The organism is Streptosporangium sp. CA-135522 (genome assembly GCF_050949235.1).
GTDB lineage: Bacteria > Actinomycetota > Actinomycetes > Streptosporangiales > Streptosporangiaceae > Streptosporangium.
In genome coordinates, this window is sequence record NZ_CP192026.1 from 1,950,958 (window position 1) to 1,970,049 (window position 19,092).

Here is a 19,092-nt window from a genome sequence, read left to right on the forward strand (position 1 = left end):
CGGGGGCGAAGTAGAGGCCACCAAGGTAACTGGAGTTTGGAGATCTACAAAACTGAGCTGTCCGCCTTGATCAGTATGAGCCGGGGCGCCATCGGAAGATGGGCCGTGAGCTTTCCCACGTAATCCACGCTGCAGCGCGCGATGACCAACCGCATGGGCGCCAACCTTACCCGGGAGATCCCGGTGCCGAGGGCCCAAGCCGGTTTTGGGGCGGGACGGGCACCTCTGGGAGACTGGGCGGCATGACGCGCAGCTTTGAGATGGTCGGAGTGGTCGGGCTCGGCACGATGGGCGCGGGGATCGCCGAGGTGTTCGCCCGCGCGGGTCTCGGGGTGATCGGTGTGGAGGCCGACGCCGCGGCGCTGGAGCGGGGGCGCGACCACCTCGCGGGCTCCACGGCCAAGGCGCTGGCCAAAGGCAGGCTGAGCGAGGCCGAACGCGCGGAGATCCTCGACAGGGTGACCTTCACCACCTCCCTGGAGGACCTCGCCGAAGCCGACCTGGTGATCGAGGCCATCCCCGAGGTCATGGATTTCAAGCGCGCCCTCTTCACCGACCTGGACCGGATCTGCAAGCCGTCCGCCGTGCTCGCGACCAACACCTCGTCACTGTCGGTCACCGAGATCGCGGCCACCACCACCCGGCCCGGCCAGGTCGTCGGCATGCACTTCTTCAATCCCGCGCCGATCATGAAGCTGGTCGAGGTGATCCGCACGGTGACCACCGAGAACGGTCTGGCGGAGGAGGTGGCGGCCCTGGCACGACGGCTCGGCAAGACCCCCGTGACCGTGGGCGACCGCGCAGGCTTCGTGGTCAACCGGCTGCTGCTGACCTACCTCAACCACGCCGCCGTCCTGTTGGAAGGTGGCCTGGCCACCCGTGACGCCATCGACACCGCGATGAGAGCCGGCGTCGGGCTGCCGATGGGTCCCTTCGCCCTGCTCGACCTGATCGGCCTGGACACCTCCTACGAGGTGCTGTGCGTGCTGTTCCAGGAGAGCCGCGACCGCCGCCACGCTCCCGCGCCGATTCTGCGCGAGCTGGTCACCGCCGGACTGCTCGGCCGCAAGTCCGGCGGCGGCTTCTACCGGGGCGAGGAGCCCGCAGGGCCGCCACCGGGGAGCAAGCCGTCGGCGAGATCGGTGGCGGTGCTGGGGGAGGGCGCGCAGGAGCTCGTCTCCAGACTCTCCGCGGCCGGGTTCGCCTCCGCGCCCGTCGAGGACGCCGACGTGGTCGTCGCGCTGTCCCGCAACCCCGTGGTCGAACTGGCCGCCGGGCTGCCGCACCCCGAGCGGCTGGTCGGTCTGCACCTGATCGGGGACGGCGTCGCCGAGGTCGCCTCCACGGTGCTCACCTCGCCCGATGCCGCGGCTGCGGTGGAGGGCCTGGTGCGGATCGCCGGCCTGACCCCGGTGCCGTGCAAGGACCGGGCCGAGTTCGTGGTGGACGCGCTCGTCTACCCGTATCTGAACGACGCCGTGCGGATGTACGACTCCGGCTACGCGGGCATCGACGAGATCGACGCGGCCATGAAGCTGGGCTGCGGCTATCCGGCGGGGCCGTTCGAGATGCTCGACAAGCTCGGGCTGGAGACCGTCCGCGACGGCCTGCGCGCGCTCTACGCCGAATACCGCGAGCCCTCCCTCGCCCCGGCCCCGCTGCTCGACCAGCTCGTCACGGCCGGGGTGCGAAGCATCCGCGACCTGCCATGAGCCCCCGCAAAGCACGCCGGATGGAACCCTTCGCCCGGGGCGGCCGGGGGACGACCGGCCGGGGAGCGTCCTCCCGCCCCGTGGGCCAGTTCGTTCCCGGTGTCGACCAGGTGGAGGAATGGCCCGACGGCGACTGGCACGTGCGCCGGGTCAGCGGGGCCGGAGCGGACAAGGTCTACCGGTGTCCCGGCTGTGACCAGGAGATCAGGACGGGCCTGCCGCACCTGGTGAGCTGGCCCGCCTGGGCGGGTGGGGAGGACGAGCGCAGGCACTGGCACACGGCGTGCTGGCGCAACCGGGTCAAGCGAGGACCCGGCCGGACCAGATACTGAGGACGACGGTGCGGGCGTCCGCCTCCCGGGCTCCGGTCTCCGGGTCTCCGGGTCTCCGGGTCTCCGGGTCTCCCGGGCTCCGGCCCACCGACCGATGACGACGATCGCACGGCGCCCGCCCCGGACAGCCGGTCCGCCGGCGCCTGGCCAAGAGACGAAGTGGGGAAGAAGACAGATGGAGATCCGGGCCTCTACGGTCCTGCCCGCGCGCAGGGAGCCGATCGAGCTGCACACCGGCGACGGCCTGACGCTCGTCGGCGAGCTGGCCCTTCCGGCGGACCGGCCCCCGGTGGCCACGCTGATCTGCCTGCACCCGTTGCCCACGCACGGCGGCATGATGGACAGCCACGTCTACAAGAAGGCCGCCAACCGGCTGCCCGCGCTGGCGGATCTGGCCGTGTTGCGTTTCAACACGCGCGGCACCACCTCCGATCGGGGCACCTCCCAGGGGGCCTTCGGCGAGGGACAGCAGGAACGCTTCGACGTGGCCGCCGCGCTGGAGTACGCCGAGTTCCACGACCTTCCCCGAGCCTGGCTGGTCGGCTGGTCCTTCGGCACCGAGCTGGTGCTCAAGTGGGGCCACGACCCGCTCGTCGAGGGCGCCGTCCTGCTGTCCCCGCCACTGCACCGGGCCACCGACGCTGACCTCGACGCGTGGGCGGCGTTCGGCCGGCCGCTGACCGCGTTGGTCCCGGAGTTCGACGACTACCTCCGGCCGGAGGAGGCCCGAGCACGCTTCGCCCGGGTGCCTCAGGCCGAGGTCGTCGGGGTGGAGGGGGCCAAACACCTGTGGGTCGGCGAGCCGTACGTGCGGATCGTCCTCAACGAGATCGTCCGGCGGGTGAACCCGTCCGGATACCCGCTGCCGCTCGACTTCGGCTGAGCATTCCGCCGGGCCGGGCCGGATCGCCAGGCCGTCGGCGAACCTTTCTCATTCCGCTTCACGGGTCTGGGCACGTCATGTCCGGCGGCATGGCGTCAGGTCGTGAACGGAGACGTCGAGAAAGAAGCCCCCATTCGGTGCCGACTGGTACGGCCGAACCCCTTGAAGGGTGTCAGACCGGGTGCCCGCGGTTACGGTGGAGGGCGTGCAACTGTATACACGATCAGCGGGCGAAGGGCTTCCGGTCGTCCTGCTGCACGCGTTCCCCCTGTCATCGGCCATGTGGCTGGCCCAGCGCGAGGCACTGGGTACCGTCTGCAAGGCCATCACCCCTGATCTGCGCGGCTTCGGCGGCTCGGCGCTGGGAGAGGACGACCCCTCCCTCGATGTGATGGCCGACGACGTCGTGCGCCTGCTCGACCACGAGGGTGTCGACCGGGCCGTCGTCGGCGGGCTGTCCATGGGCGGCTACGTGACGATGGCCCTTTGCAGGCGCCATCCCGATCGGGTGCTGGGGGTGATCCTCGCCGACACCAAGGCGGCCGCCGACTCCGGGGCGGCCAGGGCGAACCGCGAGCGCATCGCCGCAGCCGTGCTCGACGAGGGCACCTCGATCCTGCTGGAGGAGGTGCTTCCGGCGCTGATCGGGGTGACCACTGCGCAGCGCAGGGCGATGGTGTTCGGCCGGGTCCGAGGGCTGGTCCAGTCGGCGCCGCCGAAGGCCGTGGCCTGGGCCCAGCGCGCCATGGCGGCCCGCCCCGACTCCTTCGACACCCTGCGCGGGCTCAAGGTGCCCGCCCTGGTGATCGTGGGGGAGGAAGACAAGCTCACACCGCCCGCCGACGCCGAGACGATGGTCGAAACGGTGCCGGACGGACGGCTGGTCGTGATCGAGAAGGCGGGGCACCTGAGTGCGATCGAGCAGCCCGAGGCGTTCAACCGCGCGGTGATCGGCTTCATAGCCGAGCTTGCCGGGGAATCACCACCTCGCGGATGATCAGCGCGATCGCCGCCGCCACCGGGATGGCCAGTAGCGCTCCGACGATGCCGAGCAGCGCGCCGCCGAACAGCGCGGCGATCACGGTGACCGCCGGAGCCACGTCCACCGATCGCTTCATCACGCGCGGATAGACCAGATAGTTCTCGACCTGCTGGTAGACCAGGAAGAAGACCGCGCAGGCGATGCCGAGCGTCCCCGACTGCAGCAGCGCCACTCCGCTCACCAGCACCGCGCCGATCGTCGCGCCGACCAGGGGGATCAGGTCGGTGACCGCGACCACAAGGGCGAGCGCCAGCGCGTACTCGACGCCCAGGACGGTGAGGAACACCCAGGAGACCACACCGGCGATCACCGAGATGAGGAGGTTTCCGGCCACGTAGCCGCCGATGCCGCTGATGATCTCGTCGCCGAGCGCCCGGGTCCGCTGCCTGCGGCTGCTCGGCACGAGCTTGAAGAGGTAGTCCTTGATCGAAGGCAGCGATCCCAGGAAGTACAGGGTCAGGACGAGCAGCGTGACCCCGGAGAAGAACGCGTTGAACACCACCGCTCCGGCGCCGACCAGGCCTCCCGCCACGGTCTGGGCGAGGCCGCCGCTGGTGATGTAGTCGCCGATCCTGGTCAGGATCTGGTAGTCGCTGTCCAGTTCCTTCAGGGTGGGGTTGGCGAGCAGCTCCTGGATGTAGCCGGGAACCGCGCCGACGAACGAGGCCGTCTCCTGGGTGACCGGTGGGACGATCGCCATGCCGAAGAGCACGAAGAACAGGATCACCCCGCCGAAGACGATCGAGATCGCCCCGCGGCGGGCCAGCCTGCGCCGCTGCAACGCCTCGACGGCCGGATTCAGCCCCAGGGCGAGGAACATCGCCACCACGACCAGCACGATCACGCTGTAGGAGGTGACCAGGGCCAGGGCCAGGGCCAGGGAAGTGAGCAGGCCCAACCCGGCGGTCAGACCGAGGAGGAAGGGGTTCTTGGCCAGCGGCTTGCCCGGCCGGCCGTACGGCGTCGCGTGCTCCTCTGGCGCCTCAGGGGAGGCGACCTCTCTCGAGGGGCCGCGGGAAGCGCCAGGAGCGTCCACGGCCTCGGAGGAGGGGATGCCGGAGGAGAGGCGGGGTCCCGGGGCAGGCGTCGTGGGGACGTCGGCTGTCTGGGACGCTTCGGGCACGGTTGCTCCTAGCTGTGCGGGCGCGGCCGCGCGGGACGGCGGAAAGACACGGGACGGCGGAAAGACAAAGGAGAGCCTAGCGACCGGCAAGGCCGCCAGGCTCTCCCGTAGCCGTCGTCAACGCCCCGTTTCGGCGGCGCCTACTCCTGCCACCACTCCGCGTCGTCGTCCTTGGTCTCGGCCTTGGCCGGGGCCGAGGCCGGGGCGGGCTTCTCGCTGCCGTTGGCGGCGGGGATGGCCGGCTTGACCGGGGCCGGGGCGATCGCCGGCTCCGGCTCGGCGGCCGGAAGCGGCGCGCCGCCGAGCAGCTGGCGCAGCTGCGCGAGGTGGCTGGTGATGCTGTCGCGCTGGCGGGTCAGCTCGTCGACCTGGCGCTGGGCGACGGAGCGGCTCCGCTCGGACTCGGTCTTGGCGTCGGAGACGATCGACTCGGCGCTCGCCTTCGCATCGGCGACGAGCTGGTCGGCGTTCTTGCGCGCGTTGGCGAGCAGCTGCTTGGCGTGGGTGTCGGCCTCGCGGCGGGTCTGCTCCGCCTGCTGGGTGGCCTTGGTGGCGCGCTGCTCGGCGGTGGCCGCGCGCTGCTCGGCCTCGGAGACCAGCTTCTGCGTGTTGGCCTGCGCGGTGGCGTGGCGCTCGGCCTCCTGGCGCTCGGCCTCCTCGCGGCGGGCGGCGAGCTGGATCTCGAACTCGGCCTCGTCCTGGGCGCGCTTGGCCTCGGACTCCTCCAGGACCCGCTGGGCCTGGGCGCGCATCTCGTCGGCCTGACGCTTGGCGGTGGTGAGGACCTCGTCGCGCTCGCGCTTGGTGGAGGCGCGCAGCTGGGCGACCTCCCGCTCGGTGGTGGTGCGCAGCTTGGCGATCTCGCGCTCGGCGTCCGCGCGCTTCTCGGCCACCTCGTGGTCGGCGGTGGCCCGCAGCTTGGCGACTTCGCGCTCGGTGGTGGCGGTCAGCTCGTCGGCCTCACGGCGAGCGGTGGAGCGGATCTCCTCGGCGTCGCGCTCAGCGGTGGTGCGCATCTCGTCGACCTCGCGGGTGGCGAGGGCGCGCTTCTCGGCCGCCTCGTTCTCCGCGGCGGCGCGCAGATCGGCGGCCTCGACCTTGGACGCGGCCTTGATCTCGTTCGCCTCGGACCTGGCGGCCTGGACCAGCTCGGTGGCCTGCTCCTCCGCGAGGCGAAGCAGCTGCTCGATCCGCGCGCCGAGGCCGGAGTAGGTCGGACGCTCCTGCTCCTGCAGCTGACGCTGGGAGTCGGACAGATCTCGCTGGAGGGACTGGACCTGCTCCCGGGACTGGCGCAGCTCGTTGTCGACCTGCTTCAGATGGTCGTGGACCTGGTGCCGGTCATAGCCACGGAGCACCACGTCGAATTCCCGAGCGGGGGCGTCTTCGAAGAAATTGTTGAGCTGGGCGTCGATGTCGGACTGCATGGAGGCTCGATCCTGGGTTGTCGAGACGGCTACACGGGCCGGACGGGGGATTTCGGACATCCGAGGCGGGAGCCGTGGCGGGATCCACGTCCGGTGATAGGCCAGCGTACTCTGGTGTTGCCGTGTTGGAGGTCCCCTCCGACTTTCTGCGCGACTTGTTACGTATGAACCTTTCTTGCATTTGACACGAGGCCCCATCAGCGTTCTTTGGCCTGAACGATCTCCGTCAGCATTCCCCCCACATCCTTGGGATGCAAGAAAGCGATAGACGAGCCCATCGAGCCGTGTCTGGGCTTCTCGTCGAGAAGCCTGACGCCCTTGCCGCCGATTTCCCTCAGGGCCTCGGTCACGTCCGATACGCCGAACGCGACATGGTGCACCCCTTCTCCGCGCTTGGCGAGGAACTTACCGACCGGCGTGTCGGGCCCGAGCGGTTCGAGGAGCTGGATGTAGGAGCCGCCGCCGTCGCCGTCGGCGATGTGCAGCATCGCCTCCTTGACGCCCTGCTCCTCGTTGATCTCGCGTGCCACCACCGTGAGCTCGAAGGTCTGCTCGAAGAGCGCGATCTTCTCCTCGAGGTTGTGGCAGGCGATTCCCACATGGTCGATGCGCGTGAACATAGGGCCGGCCTCCATGGCGGTCATTCCGGTACTCATGGGTATGGTGGCAAAGTCGCCCCAAGTCCCGCCAGGGAGGCCCCTTCATGTCTGGTTCCGTCATCGTCGCCGGAGCTCGCACCCCCATCGGACGGCTGCTCGGCTCGCTGTCCGGTCTGTCGGCCGTCGAGCTCGGCGGCATCGCCATCAAGGCCGCGCTGGAGCGCTCCGGCGTCGCCCCCGAAGCCGTGCAGTACGTGATCATGGGCCAGGTGCTCCAGGCCGGAGCGGGCCAGATCCCCTCCCGCCAGGCGGCCGTCAAGGCCGGGATCCCGATGACCGTGCCGTCCCTGACGATCAACAAGGTCTGCCTGTCCGGGCTGGACGCCATCGCCCTGGCCGACCAGCTCATCAGGGCGGGCGAGTTCGACATCGTGGTCGCGGGCGGCATGGAGTCCATGTCGAACGCCCCGCACCTGCTGCCCGGCCTGCGCAGGGGAGTCAAATACGGCGACGCCGGAGTCGTGGACTCGATGGCCTTCGACGGCTTGACCGACGCCTACGACCAGGTGTCCATGGGCGAGTCCACCGAGCGGCACAACGCGCGCCTCGGCCTGACCCGCGAGGAGCAGGACGCCTTCTCCGCCCGCTCCCACGAGCGCGCCGCCGCCGCGATCAAGAACGGCGTGCTCGACGACGAGATCGTCCCCGTGGCGATCCCGCAGCGCAAGGGCGACCCGGTGATCTTCAACGCCGACGAGGGCGTGCGCGCCGACACCACGGTCGAGACGCTGGGCAGGCTGCGGCCGGCCTTCAGCAAGGACGGCACCATCACCGCCGGTTCGGCCTCGCAGATCTCCGACGGCGCCTGCGCGGTGGTCGTGATGTCCAAGGCCAAGGCCGAGGAGCTGGGCCTTGAGTGGCTGGCGGAGATCGGCGCGCACGGCAACGTGGCCGGACCCGACAACTCGCTCCAGTCCCAGCCCGCCAACGCGATCAAGCACGCTCTCGGCAAGCAGGGCCTCTCGGTCGAGGAGCTCGACCTGCTGGAGATCAACGAGGCCTTCGCCCAGGTCGTCCTCCAGTCGGCCAAGGAGCTCGGCGTCCCGCTCGAGAAGGTCAACGTCAACGGCGGCGGCATCGCCGTCGGCCATCCGATCGGCGCCTCCGGCGCCCGCATCGTCCTCGCCCTCGCCCACGAGCTCAAGCGGCGGGGCGGCGGGCTCGGCGCCGCGGGTCTGTGCGGCGGCGGCGGCCAGGGCGACGCCCTGATCATCCGCGTCCCCTCGGCCTGACCGTGGGGAGCTCCGACGTGACCGCCCGGACCGGGCGGGCTTCGGCCGTACACGGCTCCGACACGGCCGCCCGGGACGGGCGGCCCGCCGCCGCGGACGTCTCCGACCTGGTGGCGCGGGCGCGAGGCGGGCAGCCCCGCGCCGTGGCCAGGTTGATCTCCATGGTGGAGAACGGCTCGCCCCTCCTGCGGGAGATCACGGCGGAGCTCTGCGCGGAGCGGCCGCACCGGGCCCGGGTCATCGGGCTCACCGGCTCTCCCGGAGTGGGCAAGTCCACCTCCACCGGAATGCTGGTCCAGGCCTTCCGCAAGCGGGGCAGGCGGGTCGGCGTGCTCGCGGTGGACCCGTCCTCGCCCTTCACCGGCGGGGCGCTGCTCGGCGACCGGGTGCGCATGCAGGACCACGCCACCGACCCGGAGGTGTTCATCCGGTCGATGGCCAGCCGCGGCCACCTGGGCGGCCTGTCCTGGGCCACCCCCCAGGCGTTGCGCGTCCTGGAGGCCGCCGGATGCGAGGTCATCCTCGTCGAGACCGTCGGGGTCGGCCAGGCGGAGGTGGAGATCGCCTCGCTGGCCGACACCACCGTCGTGCTGCTGGCACCGGGGATGGGCGACGGCGTGCAGGCGGCCAAGGCGGGCATCCTGGAGATCGCGGACGTGTTCGTGGTGAACAAGGCCGACCGTGACGGCGCCCAGGCGGCCGTCCGCGAGCTCCGCAACATGATCGCCCTGGTCGAGCGGCCCTGGAAACCGCCGATCGTGTCGACGGTGGCCTACCGGGGTGAGGGCGCCGAGGACGTGGTCGACGCCCTCGACACGCATCTCGCCTACCTGGAGAAGTCGGGCGAGCTGGATCGCCGGCGCCATGTCAGGGCGCGTGACGAGATCGAGGCCATCGCCCTGGACGCCCTCCGCTCCCGGTTCGCCCACCTCCACGGCGACCAGCGGCTGGACGCCCTCGCCACCCGCGTCCTGGACGCCGGCCTCGACCCTTACCGGGCCGCCGACGAGCTGGTGGCGGCCATCGGCTGACCGGGGCGCGCCGCCCCGGTCAGGGCTCGTCGGCGAACTTCACGGTGACCTTCTCGAAGCCGAGGGTGGCCAGCATGCCCTGAAGCATGGCCTTGGTGTTCTGGTCGGCTCGGTTGCGCAGATCACTGGCCTGGGCGGCTTCGGCGATCTTCTTCTCGGCCAGCACGTAGAGCTCCTGCTGGTCGGCGGGGGAGGAGGACAGGAAGTCCTCGACCCGGTCGAACAGGCCGCGTTGCTGGGCGTAGACGTAGGAGCGCTTGTTGTCGAGGTTGGGCTTTTCGAGCTGGGCGCGCGGCAGCCGTACCGTGACCTGCTTGCGGTCGGGCGAGACGGTCAGCGCGCCGGTGCCGAGGCCGCCGAAGTCGACGTAGGCGTCGACACCGCCCGCACCGACGAAGAGCGTCCGGCTGCCCTTGACGGCATCGGGCAGGAAGGCGGCGTCCTTCTCCAGATCGACGACGACCTGGAAGTTGCCGGTGGCCGCCTCGAAGCGGCTGAGGTTGTGAATGGACTGCAGCAGCACGGGCTGGCTGCGGTCGACCGTGGTCTCCCCGAAGGGGTTGAGCCACGACCAGGTCAGGCGGGCGCCCACGACGAGAAGGATCACGGCGACGAGCAGCCCGGCGAGGAAGCGCCAGCGGCGCCGGCGAGGCGCCGTGGGAGCCTCCGGCGGTGCTTCTAGAGGGGCTTTCACGGCGGTCTCCTTCCCTCGGTGGCCGCTTTCTCACGCCGAGCCTATGCTGATCTTGTCAGCCCCGGGGGTGCGCTTCCGTCTTCGGCTTCCCGCCGGGGGTCTTCCTCGGGACGGGCGGCGAGGCCGAGGCGGCCGAGGGCACGGTGCCTGACGGCCGGTGCGGCGGGTCGGCCCGCAGGTCCGGCGCCTGGTAGAACGGGCCGGGCGTGCTCTGGCCGCTCTGGCCGGTCTGACCGTTCTGGATGCCCTGGCCGGTCTGGCTGATCTGCCCCGGCTGCTCGGGTTGTACTGTCTGTCCGGCCTCTCCCAGCTGGCCGCCGAAGTGAGTGCTTTGTAGCCGGCAGCCGACGAAGTCGGTGTAGTACAGCCGGAGCCAGTCGCGCCGCTGGGCGTCGGTGAGGCCGGAGAACCAGGCGGCGGCGTACTGGTGCTCGGGAAGCGGCCCGCTGGGCAGCGGCTTGCCGCGCAGCCAGGCGACCACGATGTCGCGGTATCCGCCGGCCGGGGTGCCGTCGCATTCCCGCGCCAGGTTCTCGATGAACTCGTCGGCCGCCTCGTCGGCGAAGCCGGCGGCCAGGTCGTCCACGTGGATCGGGACCGCGCCCGGCGGGAGGGTGACGTCCTCGCGCCGGGGATGCTGCTCCAGCCGGGAGAACTCGCCGGGCGTGCCCGCCAGCCTGGAAGCGATCTTGACGAACGCCGAGCCGAGCTCGGGCAGCCCGGTGCGCATGCCGGGATGCACGCAGACCGTGATCGGCCACTCCTGGCAGCTGTAGACCACCCGCTGGGCGGAGATCGTCGGCGGTTCGGTGAGCAGCCGGGCCACCCCCGTCCCGGCGGCCAGCACCGCCAGCAACGCGGCGGCCAGCACGAGCGCCTGCCGGGTCACGACCGCGGCCCAGCCGAGCAGCAGCGCGGCGCTGATGCCCAGCAGCCAGAGCGTCTGGTCGGTCAGGGCGGCGGCGCTGAGTCCCCGGAACGGGTCGTACGGCTCCCGCGTGGCGGGGGCGAGCCGGTCGGCCCAGGTCGCCGCCTGGGTCAGCCAGGTGAACAGGCCGTAGCAGCCGAGCCCGGCGAACACCGGGGTGATCGTCCACGGCAGCAGCCAGCCGGTCACCCAGCCGATGGCGACGTACAGCGCCAGCCCGGCCATGCCCATCACGATGCCGCTGGGCAGCAGCCGTCCCGCCTGCTCGGTGAGCATGGTCCTGATCGCCAGGACCAGCAGCGTCGCGGCGAAGGAGCCCCCGACCACCACCAGGATCGCCAGGGGCGCGCGCACCGCCTGCCAGGTGGTCAGCGACCGCCTGCCGGTCCCGCGCCGCCGGCGCACCGCCACCCACGCCGCGAACGCCGCGGCCACCGGTCCGGTGACCCGCAGCGAGCCGATCACCGCGACGATGATGTTCTCCCACGCGCTGACACCGGGAATGAGGACGCTCCACGCCGCGAACACGCCGAGCACGAGCAGGACGGCGACCGCCACCAACGCGCTCTGCTGGAGTTCTTCGCGTGAAACGCCCCTGTGCTCACGCACCGGCGCGCGTGGAACGGATCCACGCCGTGTCGGTCGAGCAGCGGTCCGTACGGCGTCCGAACGCCGTTGAATTGTCGTTCATCAAGCACCCCCCGTGCCGTGAATGCGGTAGCCGGTCCCCTCGGCGACCGATCCGGGCTGCATCCCCCGCAGGCCGGAGCGAGTCCGCGCGGCCACTTGGCCACGCCCTCACCATTCGATGTGGGAACCATAACTGAGCGTGACGTTTAATGCCCGGGTTCTTGGTGAAGCAGTCCGTCCGGTGACTCTACGTATATGGGCGAACCGGGATGAGGCCGCGCTACCGTAGCCCTGTGGCTACAGGTCAGCTGAATCTGCCGTTCGACCCCATCGAGCGTGCCGCGGAGACGTGGCGCGTTCACTTCGGGCCCTCCTCGGCCATGGCCGCAGTCACGTCGATCATGAGAGCGCACCAGATCCTGCTCTCGCAACTGGACACGCTACTCAAGCCGCATGACTTGACCTTTGCCCGGTACGAAGCGCTGGTTTTGCTGACGTTCAGCAAGACGGGGGCGTTGCCGCTGTCCAGGATCGGCGAGCGCCTGATGGTGCACCCCACGAGCGTGACGAACACCGTCGACCGGCTGGAGCGGGCCGGTCTGGTCCGCCGCATGCGCAATCCCCATGACGGACGCGGCGTGCTGGCGGAGATCACGGAGAGGGGCCGCGAGATCGTGGGCCGGGCGACCGCTGATCTGATGGGCGCTGATTTCGCCATGACCATGTACGGCGAGGCGGAGCTGGAGCAGATGTTCGGCCTGCTCAGGACCTTGCGGGTGGCCGCAGGAGACTTCGAGGACTGATCATCCCCTCGGAACCCCCGGAACCGCGCTGGCCAAAAATTAGTAGGACGTCCTAGTATTTTCCCGAGGCCACAAGCCGTGCAGGAGCCGCACGCCGTACAAGGGAGTTGGCTATGGACGCCGAAGAGATCAAGGCCGGACGGGCGCGCTGGCAGGCGCGGTTCGACAAGGCCGCCAAGCGCGAATCCGAATTCCAGACCCTCTCCGGCCTCGACGTGGAGCCCGTCTACGGGCCGGACGGCGACGACCCGCGCATGGCGCGCATCGGCTGGCCGGGGGAGTATCCCTTCACCCGGGGACTGCACCCCACCGGCTACCGGGGCAAGGCGTGGACCATCCGGCAGTTCGCCGGGTTCGGCAACGCCCGGCAGACCAACGAGCGCTACAAGATGATCCTCGGTGCGGGCGGCGGCGGCCTCAGCGTGGCCTTCGACATGCCGACGCTGATGGGCCGCGACTCCGACGATCCGCGCTCGCTCGGCGAGGTCGGCCACTGCGGCGTGGCGATCGACTCCGCGCTGGACATGGACCTGCTCTTCGACGGCATCCCGCTCGGTGACATCACCACCTCGATGACGATCAGCGGCCCGGCCGTGCCGATCTTCTGCATGTACGTCGTCGCCGCCGAGCGGCAGGGAGTGCCGATCGGCAGGCTCAACGGAACCCTCCAGACCGACATCTTCAAGGAGTACATCGCGCAGAAGGAGTGGCTGTTCGCCCCCGAGCCGCACCTGCGCCTGATCGGTGACCTGATGGAGTTCTGCGCCGCCGAGATCCCGGCCTACAAGCCGCTCAGCGTCTCCGGTTACCACATCCGCGAGGCGGGCTCCACGGCCGCCCAGGAGCTGGCCTTCACCCTGGCCGACGGGTTCGGCTACGTGGAGCTCGGCCTGTCGCGCGGCCTGGACATCGACGTCTTCGCCCCCGGCCTGTCGTTCTTCTTCGACGCCCACATCGACTTCTTCGAGGAGATCGCCAAGTTCCGCGCCGCGCGGCGGATCTGGGCGCGGTGGCTGCGCGAGGTCTACGGGGCCACCACCGACAAGGCCCAGTGGCTGCGCTTCCACACCCAGACGGCCGGGGTCTCGCTGACCGCGCAGCAGCCGTACAACAACGTGGTGCGCACCGCGGTCGAGGCGCTCGCGGCGGTGCTCGGCGGCACCAACTCGCTGCACACCAACGCGCTGGACGAGGTCCTGGCGCTGCCCTCGGAGAAGGCCGCCGAGATCGCGCTGCGCACCCAGCAGGTGATCATGGAGGAGACGGAGGTCGTCAACGTCGCCGACCCGCTCGGCGGGTCCTGGTACGTGGAGGCGCTGACCGACCGGCTGGAGGCCGAGGCGGAGGCGATCTTCGCGAAGATCCGGGACATGGGCCATGACGGGTCGATGACCTCGGGGATCCTGCGCGGCATCGAGGACGGCTGGTTCATGTCCGAGATCGCCGAAGCCGCCTTCGACTACCAGCGCAAGCTGGAGAAGGGGGACAAGCGGATCGTCGGGGTCAACTGCCACACCGCCTCCATCGACGAGCCGCTGGAGATCCTGCGCGTCAGCCACGAGGTCGAGCGCGAGCAGAACCGCGTCCTCGCCGCCCGCCGCGCCGAGCGCGACCAGGGGGCCGTCGACACCGCGCTGGCCGCGATGGTGCAGGTCGCCAAGGGTGAGGGAAACCTGATCCCGCCCATGCTGGACGCGGTTCGCGCCGAGGCGACGCTGGGCGAGATCTGCGACGCGCTTCGCGGCGAATGGGGCGTCTACACCGAACCCGCTCGTTTCTAGCGGCGGCGAGCCCGCTTTCGGCGATGGCGAGTCGGCGCAGTAATCGGGATACGGCAGGATTGGGGGTATGAGCCCAGCGGACTTCACTCGACCCGGATCGCTCTACGGTGCCGTGGACCTCGGCGCGCGCAAGCAGGCGCTGGAGGCGCAGGCGCGGCGGGAGGCCACGGCCCAGGAGAGCGGCGACACCCCGGCGCAGGTCGTCTACGTCGACGACGCCAACTTCGCGACGGAAGTCGTCGAACGCTCCATGAACAGCCTCGTGCTGCTGGAACTCACCGTCACCCGAGCGGAGCAGGCCAAGGACTACAGCCTGCTGCTGGAGAAGCTCGCCGCCGAGAACGCCGGCCGGTGGCTTCTCGCCCGGGTGGACGTGGAGGCCAGCCCGCAGATCGCGCAGGCGCTCCGGGTGCAGAACGTGCCCGCCCTGTACGCCATCTTCCAGGGGCAGCCGGTGGCGGTCGTTCCCGGCATCGCCACCGAGCCGCAGCTGCGTGACTGGCTGTCGCAGCTCATGGAGGCCCTGGCCCAATACCTCCCGCCGGCCGCCGAGGACGCCCCGGCCGAGGGCGAGCCGCAGGAGCCACCGGCGGACCCGGACGTCATCGCCGCCGAGCAGGCCATCGACGACGGCGACCTCGACGGCGCCGTGGCCGCCTACGAACGGCTGCTGGCCCGTTCCCCGAACAACGAGGACGCCAAGCTCGGCCTGGCCGGCCTCGGCCTGATCCGGCGGACCCAGGACGTCGATCCCGCCGAGGTGCAGCGCCGGCTGGACGATCCCGCCGACATCGACGCCCAGCTTCTGGCGGCCGACTTCGAGATGCTCGCCGGTGACGTGGACACGGCCTTCGACCGTCTCATCGCGGTGGTGCGCCGGACCTCGGGCGACGAGCGCGACAAGGCCAGGGTCCACCTCCTGGGCCTGTTCGACACCCTGCCCGCCGACGACCCGTCCATCGCGCGCGCCCGCAGGAACCTGGCGAACGCCCTGTTCTAAATACTGTTATTTGCTCTGAATGTCCCGCTTTGTGGGCATAACCAGGGCATGCGGGTCGTCACCATCTCCGCGACGTACGGCACCGCCGGCAGTGTGATCGGGCCGGCGGTGGCCGGACGCCTGGGCGTTCCCTTCATGGACCGGGCGATCCCCGGCGCGGTGGCCGATGAGCTCGGCTGCACCCTGGAAGAGGCGCTCGCCCACGACGACCGGGCCGAGCACGGGTTCGGCCGGCTGCTGTCGGAGGCAATGCGGCTTCCCACGGTCAGCTTCGGCGGTGTGGACATGTACATGCCGGGAAACATGCCGCTGCCCGCCGAGGACTTCGTCGCCCACACCGAAAGGGTGATCAGGCAGACCGCGCGGGGCCAGGGAGGAGTGATCCTCGGCAGGGCCGGAGCGCTGGTCCTGGCCGACCACCCCGGGGCGCTGCACGTGCGGCTGGACGCGCCCGCCCAGCGCCGGGTGATCCAGACCGCGACCTTGACCGGGGTGACCGAGCGTCAGGCGCGCAGGCTCGTGGAGGACAACGACCGGGCCCGGGCCGCCTACGTCCGCCATTTCTACCGGGCCGACCCGGCCTCCCCGCTCCTCTACCACCTCGTGCTGGACAGCACGAGCATCCCGATCGACACGTGTGTGGAGCTGATTGTGACCGCATCGACAGCACTGGGCTGAGGGGCCCGGCCCGGACACCCGCCCGGTGATGGCACCATGGAGGGCATCCCAACCAAGTCAGTCGCAAAGGAGCGGATTGACTGTGGCCACAGTGCCGAGTGTGTCGTACTCCATCACCGTGCGCCTTGAGGTGCCGGCGGGTGGTAAGGCTGTCAGCCAGCTCACCCACGCCGTAGAGTCCGCCGGAGGTGTGGTCACCGCGCTCGACGTGACCACCGCCGGACACGAGACCCTGCGCATCGACGTGACCTGCGCCGCGCGTGACACCGATCACGCCCAGGCGATCGTAGACAAGCTCGACGCGGTCGAGGGCGTCGTCATCCACAAGGTCTCCGACCGCACCTTCCTCATGCATCTCGGCGGCAAGATCGAGATGAAGTCGAAGGTGCCGCTGCGCAACCGCGACGAGCTGTCCATGGCCTACACCCCCGGGGTCGCCCGGGTCTCCATGGCCATCGCCCGCAACCCCGAAGACGCCCGCCGCCTGACCATCAAGCGCAACAGCGTCGCGGTGGTCACCGATGGCTCCGCCGTGCTGGGCCTGGGCAACATCGGACCGGCCGCCGCGCTGCCCGTCATGGAGGGCAAGGCCGCGCTGTTCAAGCGCTTCGCCGACATCGACGCCTGGCCGATCTGCCTGGACACCCAGGACGTCGACGAGATCGTCCGCACCGTCCAGATCCTCGCCCCCGGCTTCGGCGGCATCAACCTGGAGGACATCTCGGCGCCGCGCTGCTTCGAGGTGGAGCGGCGGCTGCGCGAGCTGCTGGACATCCCGGTCTTCCACGACGACCAGCACGGCACCGCGATCTGCGTGCTGGCCGCGCTCACCAACGCGCTGCGCGTGGTCGGCAAGGAGCTGAGCGGGGTTCGCATCGCCCTCGCCGGCGCCGGCGCCGCCGGCACGGCCGTGCTGCGCCTGCTGCTCGCGGCCGGCGCGCACAACGTCATCGTCTGCGACTACCTGGGCGCGGTGCACGGCGGGCGCGAGGACCTGGACGACTCGCTCCGGTGGATCGCCGACCACACCAACGCCGAGGGCTACTCCGGTGACCTGCGCGGCGCGGTCAAGGGCGCCGACGTGTTCATCGGGGTCTCCGCCCCCGGCATCCTCAACGGCGACGACATCGCCACCATGGCCGAGGGCGCGGTGGTCTTCGCCCTGGCCAACCCGGAGCCCGAGGTCTCGCCCGACGACGCCCGCGAGCACGCCGCCGTGGTCGCCACCGGCCGCTCGGACTACCCCAACCAGATCAACAACGTGCTCGCCTTCCCCGGAGTCTTCCGCGGCCTGCTCGACGCCCAGGCCAACGTGGTCACCCAGGAGATGCTGCTGGCGGCGGCCAGGGCCCTGGCCGCCGTGGTCACCGACGAGGAGCTCGGCCCCAACTACATCATCCCGAGCGTCTTCCACGCCGACGTCGCGGGCACCGTCGCGGCGGCCGTGCGCGAGTCGGCCGGCGGCCGGGCGCGCAGCGGCATGACCGAGGCGTGACAGGTACGGCGGTGGCATGACCGAGGCACGGCAGGTATGACCGAAACCATGATCGAGGCCTTGATCGAGGTCTGATCTGAGGCTTGATGGCCGAACGGCCCGGACGCAGGCGCGTCCGGGCCGTTCGGCGTCTCCTCGGGTCCGGTGTCCCCTCCTGTTCGATGTCTCCTCGGGTCCGGTGTCTGCTCACGTTCGGGAGCCGGTGAGGGCGACCGGGAGGTCACCGAGTCGCGCCGTGGGCCGGCGAGTGAGAACGAAGAGGTCGCATCGCTCCACATAGCTTTCATTCATGCACGTTCAGTGACGTAGTCAGAGATCTTGAAGATCTGTGGCGGGGGTGGAGCAGCGCGATACGGGGTCCACCCCTCATGATGGAGGTATGGCGGAGGCGATCTACGTCGGTGGTCTGCTGGTGGCGACACCGCAGCTGGACGATCCCAACTTCCGGCGCAGCGTGGTCCTGGTCCTGGAGCACGATCTCGACGGCGGCACGCTGGGCGTGGTGCTCAACCGGCCCAGCGACATCTCGGTGACACAGGTGCTGCCCACCTGGGACGCCCTGGTGACGGGGCCGCCCGTGCTGTTCCAGGGCGGTCCCGTACAGACCGACAGCGCCCTGGCCCTGGCCGCGGTCCCGAGCGGGCAGGAGCCCCTCGGCTGGCGACGGCTGCACGCGGGCACCGCGGCGGTGTCCCGGCTCGGCACCGTCGACCTCGACGCCCCGCCGGAGATCCTCGCCGGGGAGATCGCCCAGATGCGGATCTTCGCGGGATACGCCGGGTGGACCGCCGGGCAGCTGGAGGCCGAGATCGGCGAGGGCGCCTGGTACGTCGTGGACGCCGAGCCGGGCGACACCTTCCATCACGATCCCGGGTCGCTGTGGCGCGCGGTGCTCCGCCGCCAGCGGGGAGAGCTCGCCTACGTGGCGACCTGCCCCGACGACCCCTCGATGAACTGAGGGGGCGGTGAGGGGCGGTCCCAGCCGGGGCGCAGCGAGCGCTCGGCCAGGGCCAGCGTCGCCTCCAGCCGCTCGCCCAGGGCGGTGAGGTCGTGGGCGTCGTCCGGCTCGCAGGGCTCGAAGCCGACCCGGGTCACGCTGGTGAAGAGCGCGACGATGAAGTGGGACAGCAGGTCGTCCGGGGTGGCGCCCTCGCGCCGGGCGACCTCGGCGATCAGCCGTCGCTCGCTGTTCACTATCCGCCGCACGCTCCCGCCGAAGAGCGCCGGGGTGCTGTCGATCACCTCGTGCGCTTTGACGAACCTGGCTCTCTCGGCGAGATCCCCCTCCTCTAACATGGTGATCATCGCGCGCAGGGCATGACCGAGCGCGGTGAAGGGCGACTCCTCCTTCGGCCGGGCGGCGAACTCGGCGAGCACGACCTCGAGGCCGTCCAGCTGCAGGGAGAGGGCGACGTCCTCCTTGGTCGCGAAGTAGCGGAAGAAGGTACGGGGCGAGACGTCCACGGCGGCCGCGATCTGGTCGACGGTCGTGGCCTCGTATCCCTGCTCCGCGAACAGGTCGAGGGCGGCGTCGATCAGCGCCAGGCGCGTCTTCTGCTTCTTGCGTTCCCGCAGACCGGGCCGTCCCATGCACGTCACCCCTTCGAAACGTAATGTTCACAGTCTGCCACAAGTCACGACA

At 70.5% G+C, this 19,092-nt stretch carries 18 protein-coding genes and 1 pseudogene; 12 read left to right on the forward strand and 7 right to left on the reverse strand.

What is annotated here, in order from left to right:
• Window positions 1-50 precede the first annotated feature (50 nt).
• Window positions 51-155 (reverse strand): annotated as a pseudogene (locus ACQPYK_RS09425) (endonuclease NucS); the annotation flags it as partial.
• Window positions 156-242: 87 nt separating this feature from the next.
• Here ACQPYK_RS09425 and ACQPYK_RS09430 point away from each other — a divergent pair.
• From ACQPYK_RS09430 to ACQPYK_RS09445, 4 genes are all read left to right on the forward strand, one after another.
• Complete coding sequence (locus tag ACQPYK_RS09430; protein ID WP_433253209.1) at window positions 243-1,712, forward strand: 3-hydroxyacyl-CoA dehydrogenase family protein; 1,470 nt, start codon at window positions 243-245, stop codon at window positions 1,710-1,712.
• Window positions 1,713-1,732: 20 nt separating this feature from the next.
• Window positions 1,733-2,044: an ATP/GTP-binding protein gene (locus ACQPYK_RS09435; RefSeq protein ID WP_433253211.1), complete on the forward strand. Its 312-nt coding sequence runs from the start codon at window positions 1,733-1,735 to the stop codon at window positions 2,042-2,044.
• Window positions 2,045-2,219: 175 nt separating this feature from the next.
• Complete coding sequence (locus tag ACQPYK_RS09440) at window positions 2,220-2,927, forward strand: alpha/beta hydrolase (RefSeq protein WP_433253213.1); 708 nt, start codon at window positions 2,220-2,222, stop codon at window positions 2,925-2,927.
• Window positions 2,928-3,132: 205 nt separating this feature from the next.
• Window positions 3,133-3,924, forward strand: a complete 792-nt coding sequence (locus ACQPYK_RS09445) for an alpha/beta fold hydrolase (RefSeq protein ID WP_433253215.1) — start codon at window positions 3,133-3,135, stop codon at window positions 3,922-3,924.
• On the opposite strand, the gene ACQPYK_RS09450 is transcribed toward ACQPYK_RS09445, so the two are convergent.
• The 3 genes from ACQPYK_RS09450 to mce form a co-directional block, all read right to left on the reverse strand.
• The gene (locus ACQPYK_RS09450; RefSeq protein ID WP_433253217.1) at window positions 3,884-5,092 is read right to left on the reverse strand and encodes an AI-2E family transporter; all 1,209 of its coding nucleotides are present in this window, start codon (window positions 5,090-5,092) and stop codon (window positions 3,884-3,886) included. The genes ACQPYK_RS09445 and ACQPYK_RS09450 overlap by 41 nt on opposite strands.
• A 140-nt stretch (window positions 5,093-5,232) precedes the next feature.
• Window positions 5,233-6,519, reverse strand: coding sequence for a DivIVA domain-containing protein (locus ACQPYK_RS09455; protein ID WP_433253219.1), 1,287 nt, complete (start codon window positions 6,517-6,519; stop codon window positions 5,233-5,235).
• Between the two features lie 197 nt (window positions 6,520-6,716).
• Window positions 6,717-7,139: a methylmalonyl-CoA epimerase gene (mce, locus tag ACQPYK_RS09460; protein ID WP_433258742.1), complete on the reverse strand. Its 423-nt coding sequence runs from the start codon at window positions 7,137-7,139 to the stop codon at window positions 6,717-6,719.
• Between the two features lie 83 nt (window positions 7,140-7,222).
• Here mce and ACQPYK_RS09465 point away from each other — a divergent pair, with 83 nt between their 5' ends.
• The gene (locus ACQPYK_RS09465) at window positions 7,223-8,410 is read left to right on the forward strand and encodes an acetyl-CoA C-acetyltransferase (RefSeq protein WP_433253221.1); all 1,188 of its coding nucleotides are present in this window, start codon (window positions 7,223-7,225) and stop codon (window positions 8,408-8,410) included.
• Between the two features lie 107 nt (window positions 8,411-8,517).
• Window positions 8,518-9,441 carry a methylmalonyl Co-A mutase-associated GTPase MeaB gene (gene meaB, locus ACQPYK_RS09470; protein WP_433258744.1) on the forward strand — a complete coding sequence of 308 codons (924 nt, stop codon included), beginning with the start codon at window positions 8,518-8,520 and terminating at the stop codon, window positions 9,439-9,441.
• Window positions 9,442-9,460: 19 nt separating this feature from the next.
• On the opposite strand, the gene ACQPYK_RS09475 is transcribed toward meaB, so the two are convergent.
• A complete protein-coding gene (locus ACQPYK_RS09475; RefSeq protein ID WP_433253223.1) occupies window positions 9,461-10,135 on the reverse strand; it encodes a DUF4230 domain-containing protein in 675 nt (224 codons plus the stop codon).
• 55 nt (window positions 10,136-10,190) lie between these two features.
• Window positions 10,191-11,672: a hypothetical protein gene (locus ACQPYK_RS09480; RefSeq protein ID WP_433253225.1), complete on the reverse strand. Its 1,482-nt coding sequence runs from the start codon at window positions 11,670-11,672 to the stop codon at window positions 10,191-10,193.
• 290 nt (window positions 11,673-11,962) lie between these two features.
• Between ACQPYK_RS09480 and ACQPYK_RS09485 the strand changes: the two genes are divergently transcribed.
• The 6 genes from ACQPYK_RS09485 to ACQPYK_RS09510 all read left to right on the forward strand — a co-directional run bounded on the left by ACQPYK_RS09485 (window position 11,963) and on the right by ACQPYK_RS09510 (window position 18,408).
• The gene (locus ACQPYK_RS09485) at window positions 11,963-12,496 is read left to right on the forward strand and encodes a MarR family winged helix-turn-helix transcriptional regulator (RefSeq protein ID WP_433253227.1); all 534 of its coding nucleotides are present in this window, start codon (window positions 11,963-11,965) and stop codon (window positions 12,494-12,496) included.
• Window positions 12,497-12,609: 113 nt separating this feature from the next.
• The gene (locus ACQPYK_RS09490) at window positions 12,610-14,277 is read left to right on the forward strand and encodes an acyl-CoA mutase large subunit family protein (RefSeq protein ID WP_433253229.1); all 1,668 of its coding nucleotides are present in this window, start codon (window positions 12,610-12,612) and stop codon (window positions 14,275-14,277) included.
• A 67-nt stretch (window positions 14,278-14,344) separates the two neighbouring features.
• Complete coding sequence (locus ACQPYK_RS09495) at window positions 14,345-15,277, forward strand: co-chaperone YbbN (protein WP_433253231.1); 933 nt, start codon at window positions 14,345-14,347, stop codon at window positions 15,275-15,277.
• Window positions 15,278-15,325: 48 nt separating this feature from the next.
• Window positions 15,326-15,955, forward strand: coding sequence for an AAA family ATPase (locus ACQPYK_RS09500; RefSeq protein WP_433253233.1), 630 nt, complete (start codon window positions 15,326-15,328; stop codon window positions 15,953-15,955).
• An 82-nt stretch (window positions 15,956-16,037) separates the two neighbouring features.
• The gene (locus ACQPYK_RS09505; protein ID WP_433253235.1) at window positions 16,038-17,450 is read left to right on the forward strand and encodes an NAD-dependent malic enzyme; all 1,413 of its coding nucleotides are present in this window, start codon (window positions 16,038-16,040) and stop codon (window positions 17,448-17,450) included.
• Between the two features lie 379 nt (window positions 17,451-17,829).
• A complete protein-coding gene (locus tag ACQPYK_RS09510; protein WP_433253237.1) occupies window positions 17,830-18,408 on the forward strand; it encodes a YqgE/AlgH family protein in 579 nt (192 codons plus the stop codon).
• On the opposite strand, the gene ACQPYK_RS09515 is transcribed toward ACQPYK_RS09510, so the two are convergent.
• A complete protein-coding gene (locus tag ACQPYK_RS09515; RefSeq protein ID WP_433253239.1) occupies window positions 18,369-19,040 on the reverse strand; it encodes a TetR family transcriptional regulator in 672 nt (223 codons plus the stop codon). The two genes, ACQPYK_RS09510 and ACQPYK_RS09515, sit on opposite strands and share 40 nt — an antisense overlap.
• Window positions 19,041-19,092 lie beyond the last annotated feature (52 nt).

Coding starts and splice junctions, on each gene's coding strand:
- ACQPYK_RS09430 (WP_433253209.1), top strand. CDS start 243: ATGACGCGCAGCTTTGAGATGGTCGGAGTGGTCGGGCTCGGCACGATG.
- ACQPYK_RS09435 (WP_433253211.1), top strand. CDS start 1,733: ATGGAACCCTTCGCCCGGGGCGGCCGGGGGACGACCGGCCGGGGAGCG.
- ACQPYK_RS09440 (WP_433253213.1), top strand. CDS start 2,220: ATGGAGATCCGGGCCTCTACGGTCCTGCCCGCGCGCAGGGAGCCGATC.
- ACQPYK_RS09455 (WP_433253219.1), bottom strand. CDS start 6,519: ATGCAGTCCGACATCGACGCCCAGCTCAACAATTTCTTCGAAGACGCC.
- mce (WP_433258742.1), bottom strand. CDS start 7,139: ATGTTCACGCGCATCGACCATGTGGGAATCGCCTGCCACAACCTCGAG.
- ACQPYK_RS09465 (WP_433253221.1), top strand. CDS start 7,223: ATGTCTGGTTCCGTCATCGTCGCCGGAGCTCGCACCCCCATCGGACGG.
- ACQPYK_RS09485 (WP_433253227.1), top strand. CDS start 11,963: ATGAGGCCGCGCTACCGTAGCCCTGTGGCTACAGGTCAGCTGAATCTG.
- ACQPYK_RS09490 (WP_433253229.1), top strand. CDS start 12,610: ATGGACGCCGAAGAGATCAAGGCCGGACGGGCGCGCTGGCAGGCGCGG.
- ACQPYK_RS09495 (WP_433253231.1), top strand. CDS start 14,345: ATGAGCCCAGCGGACTTCACTCGACCCGGATCGCTCTACGGTGCCGTG.
- ACQPYK_RS09500 (WP_433253233.1), top strand. CDS start 15,326: ATGCGGGTCGTCACCATCTCCGCGACGTACGGCACCGCCGGCAGTGTG.
- ACQPYK_RS09510 (WP_433253237.1), top strand. CDS start 17,830: ATGGCGGAGGCGATCTACGTCGGTGGTCTGCTGGTGGCGACACCGCAG.
- ACQPYK_RS09515 (WP_433253239.1), bottom strand. CDS start 19,040: ATGGGACGGCCCGGTCTGCGGGAACGCAAGAAGCAGAAGACGCGCCTG.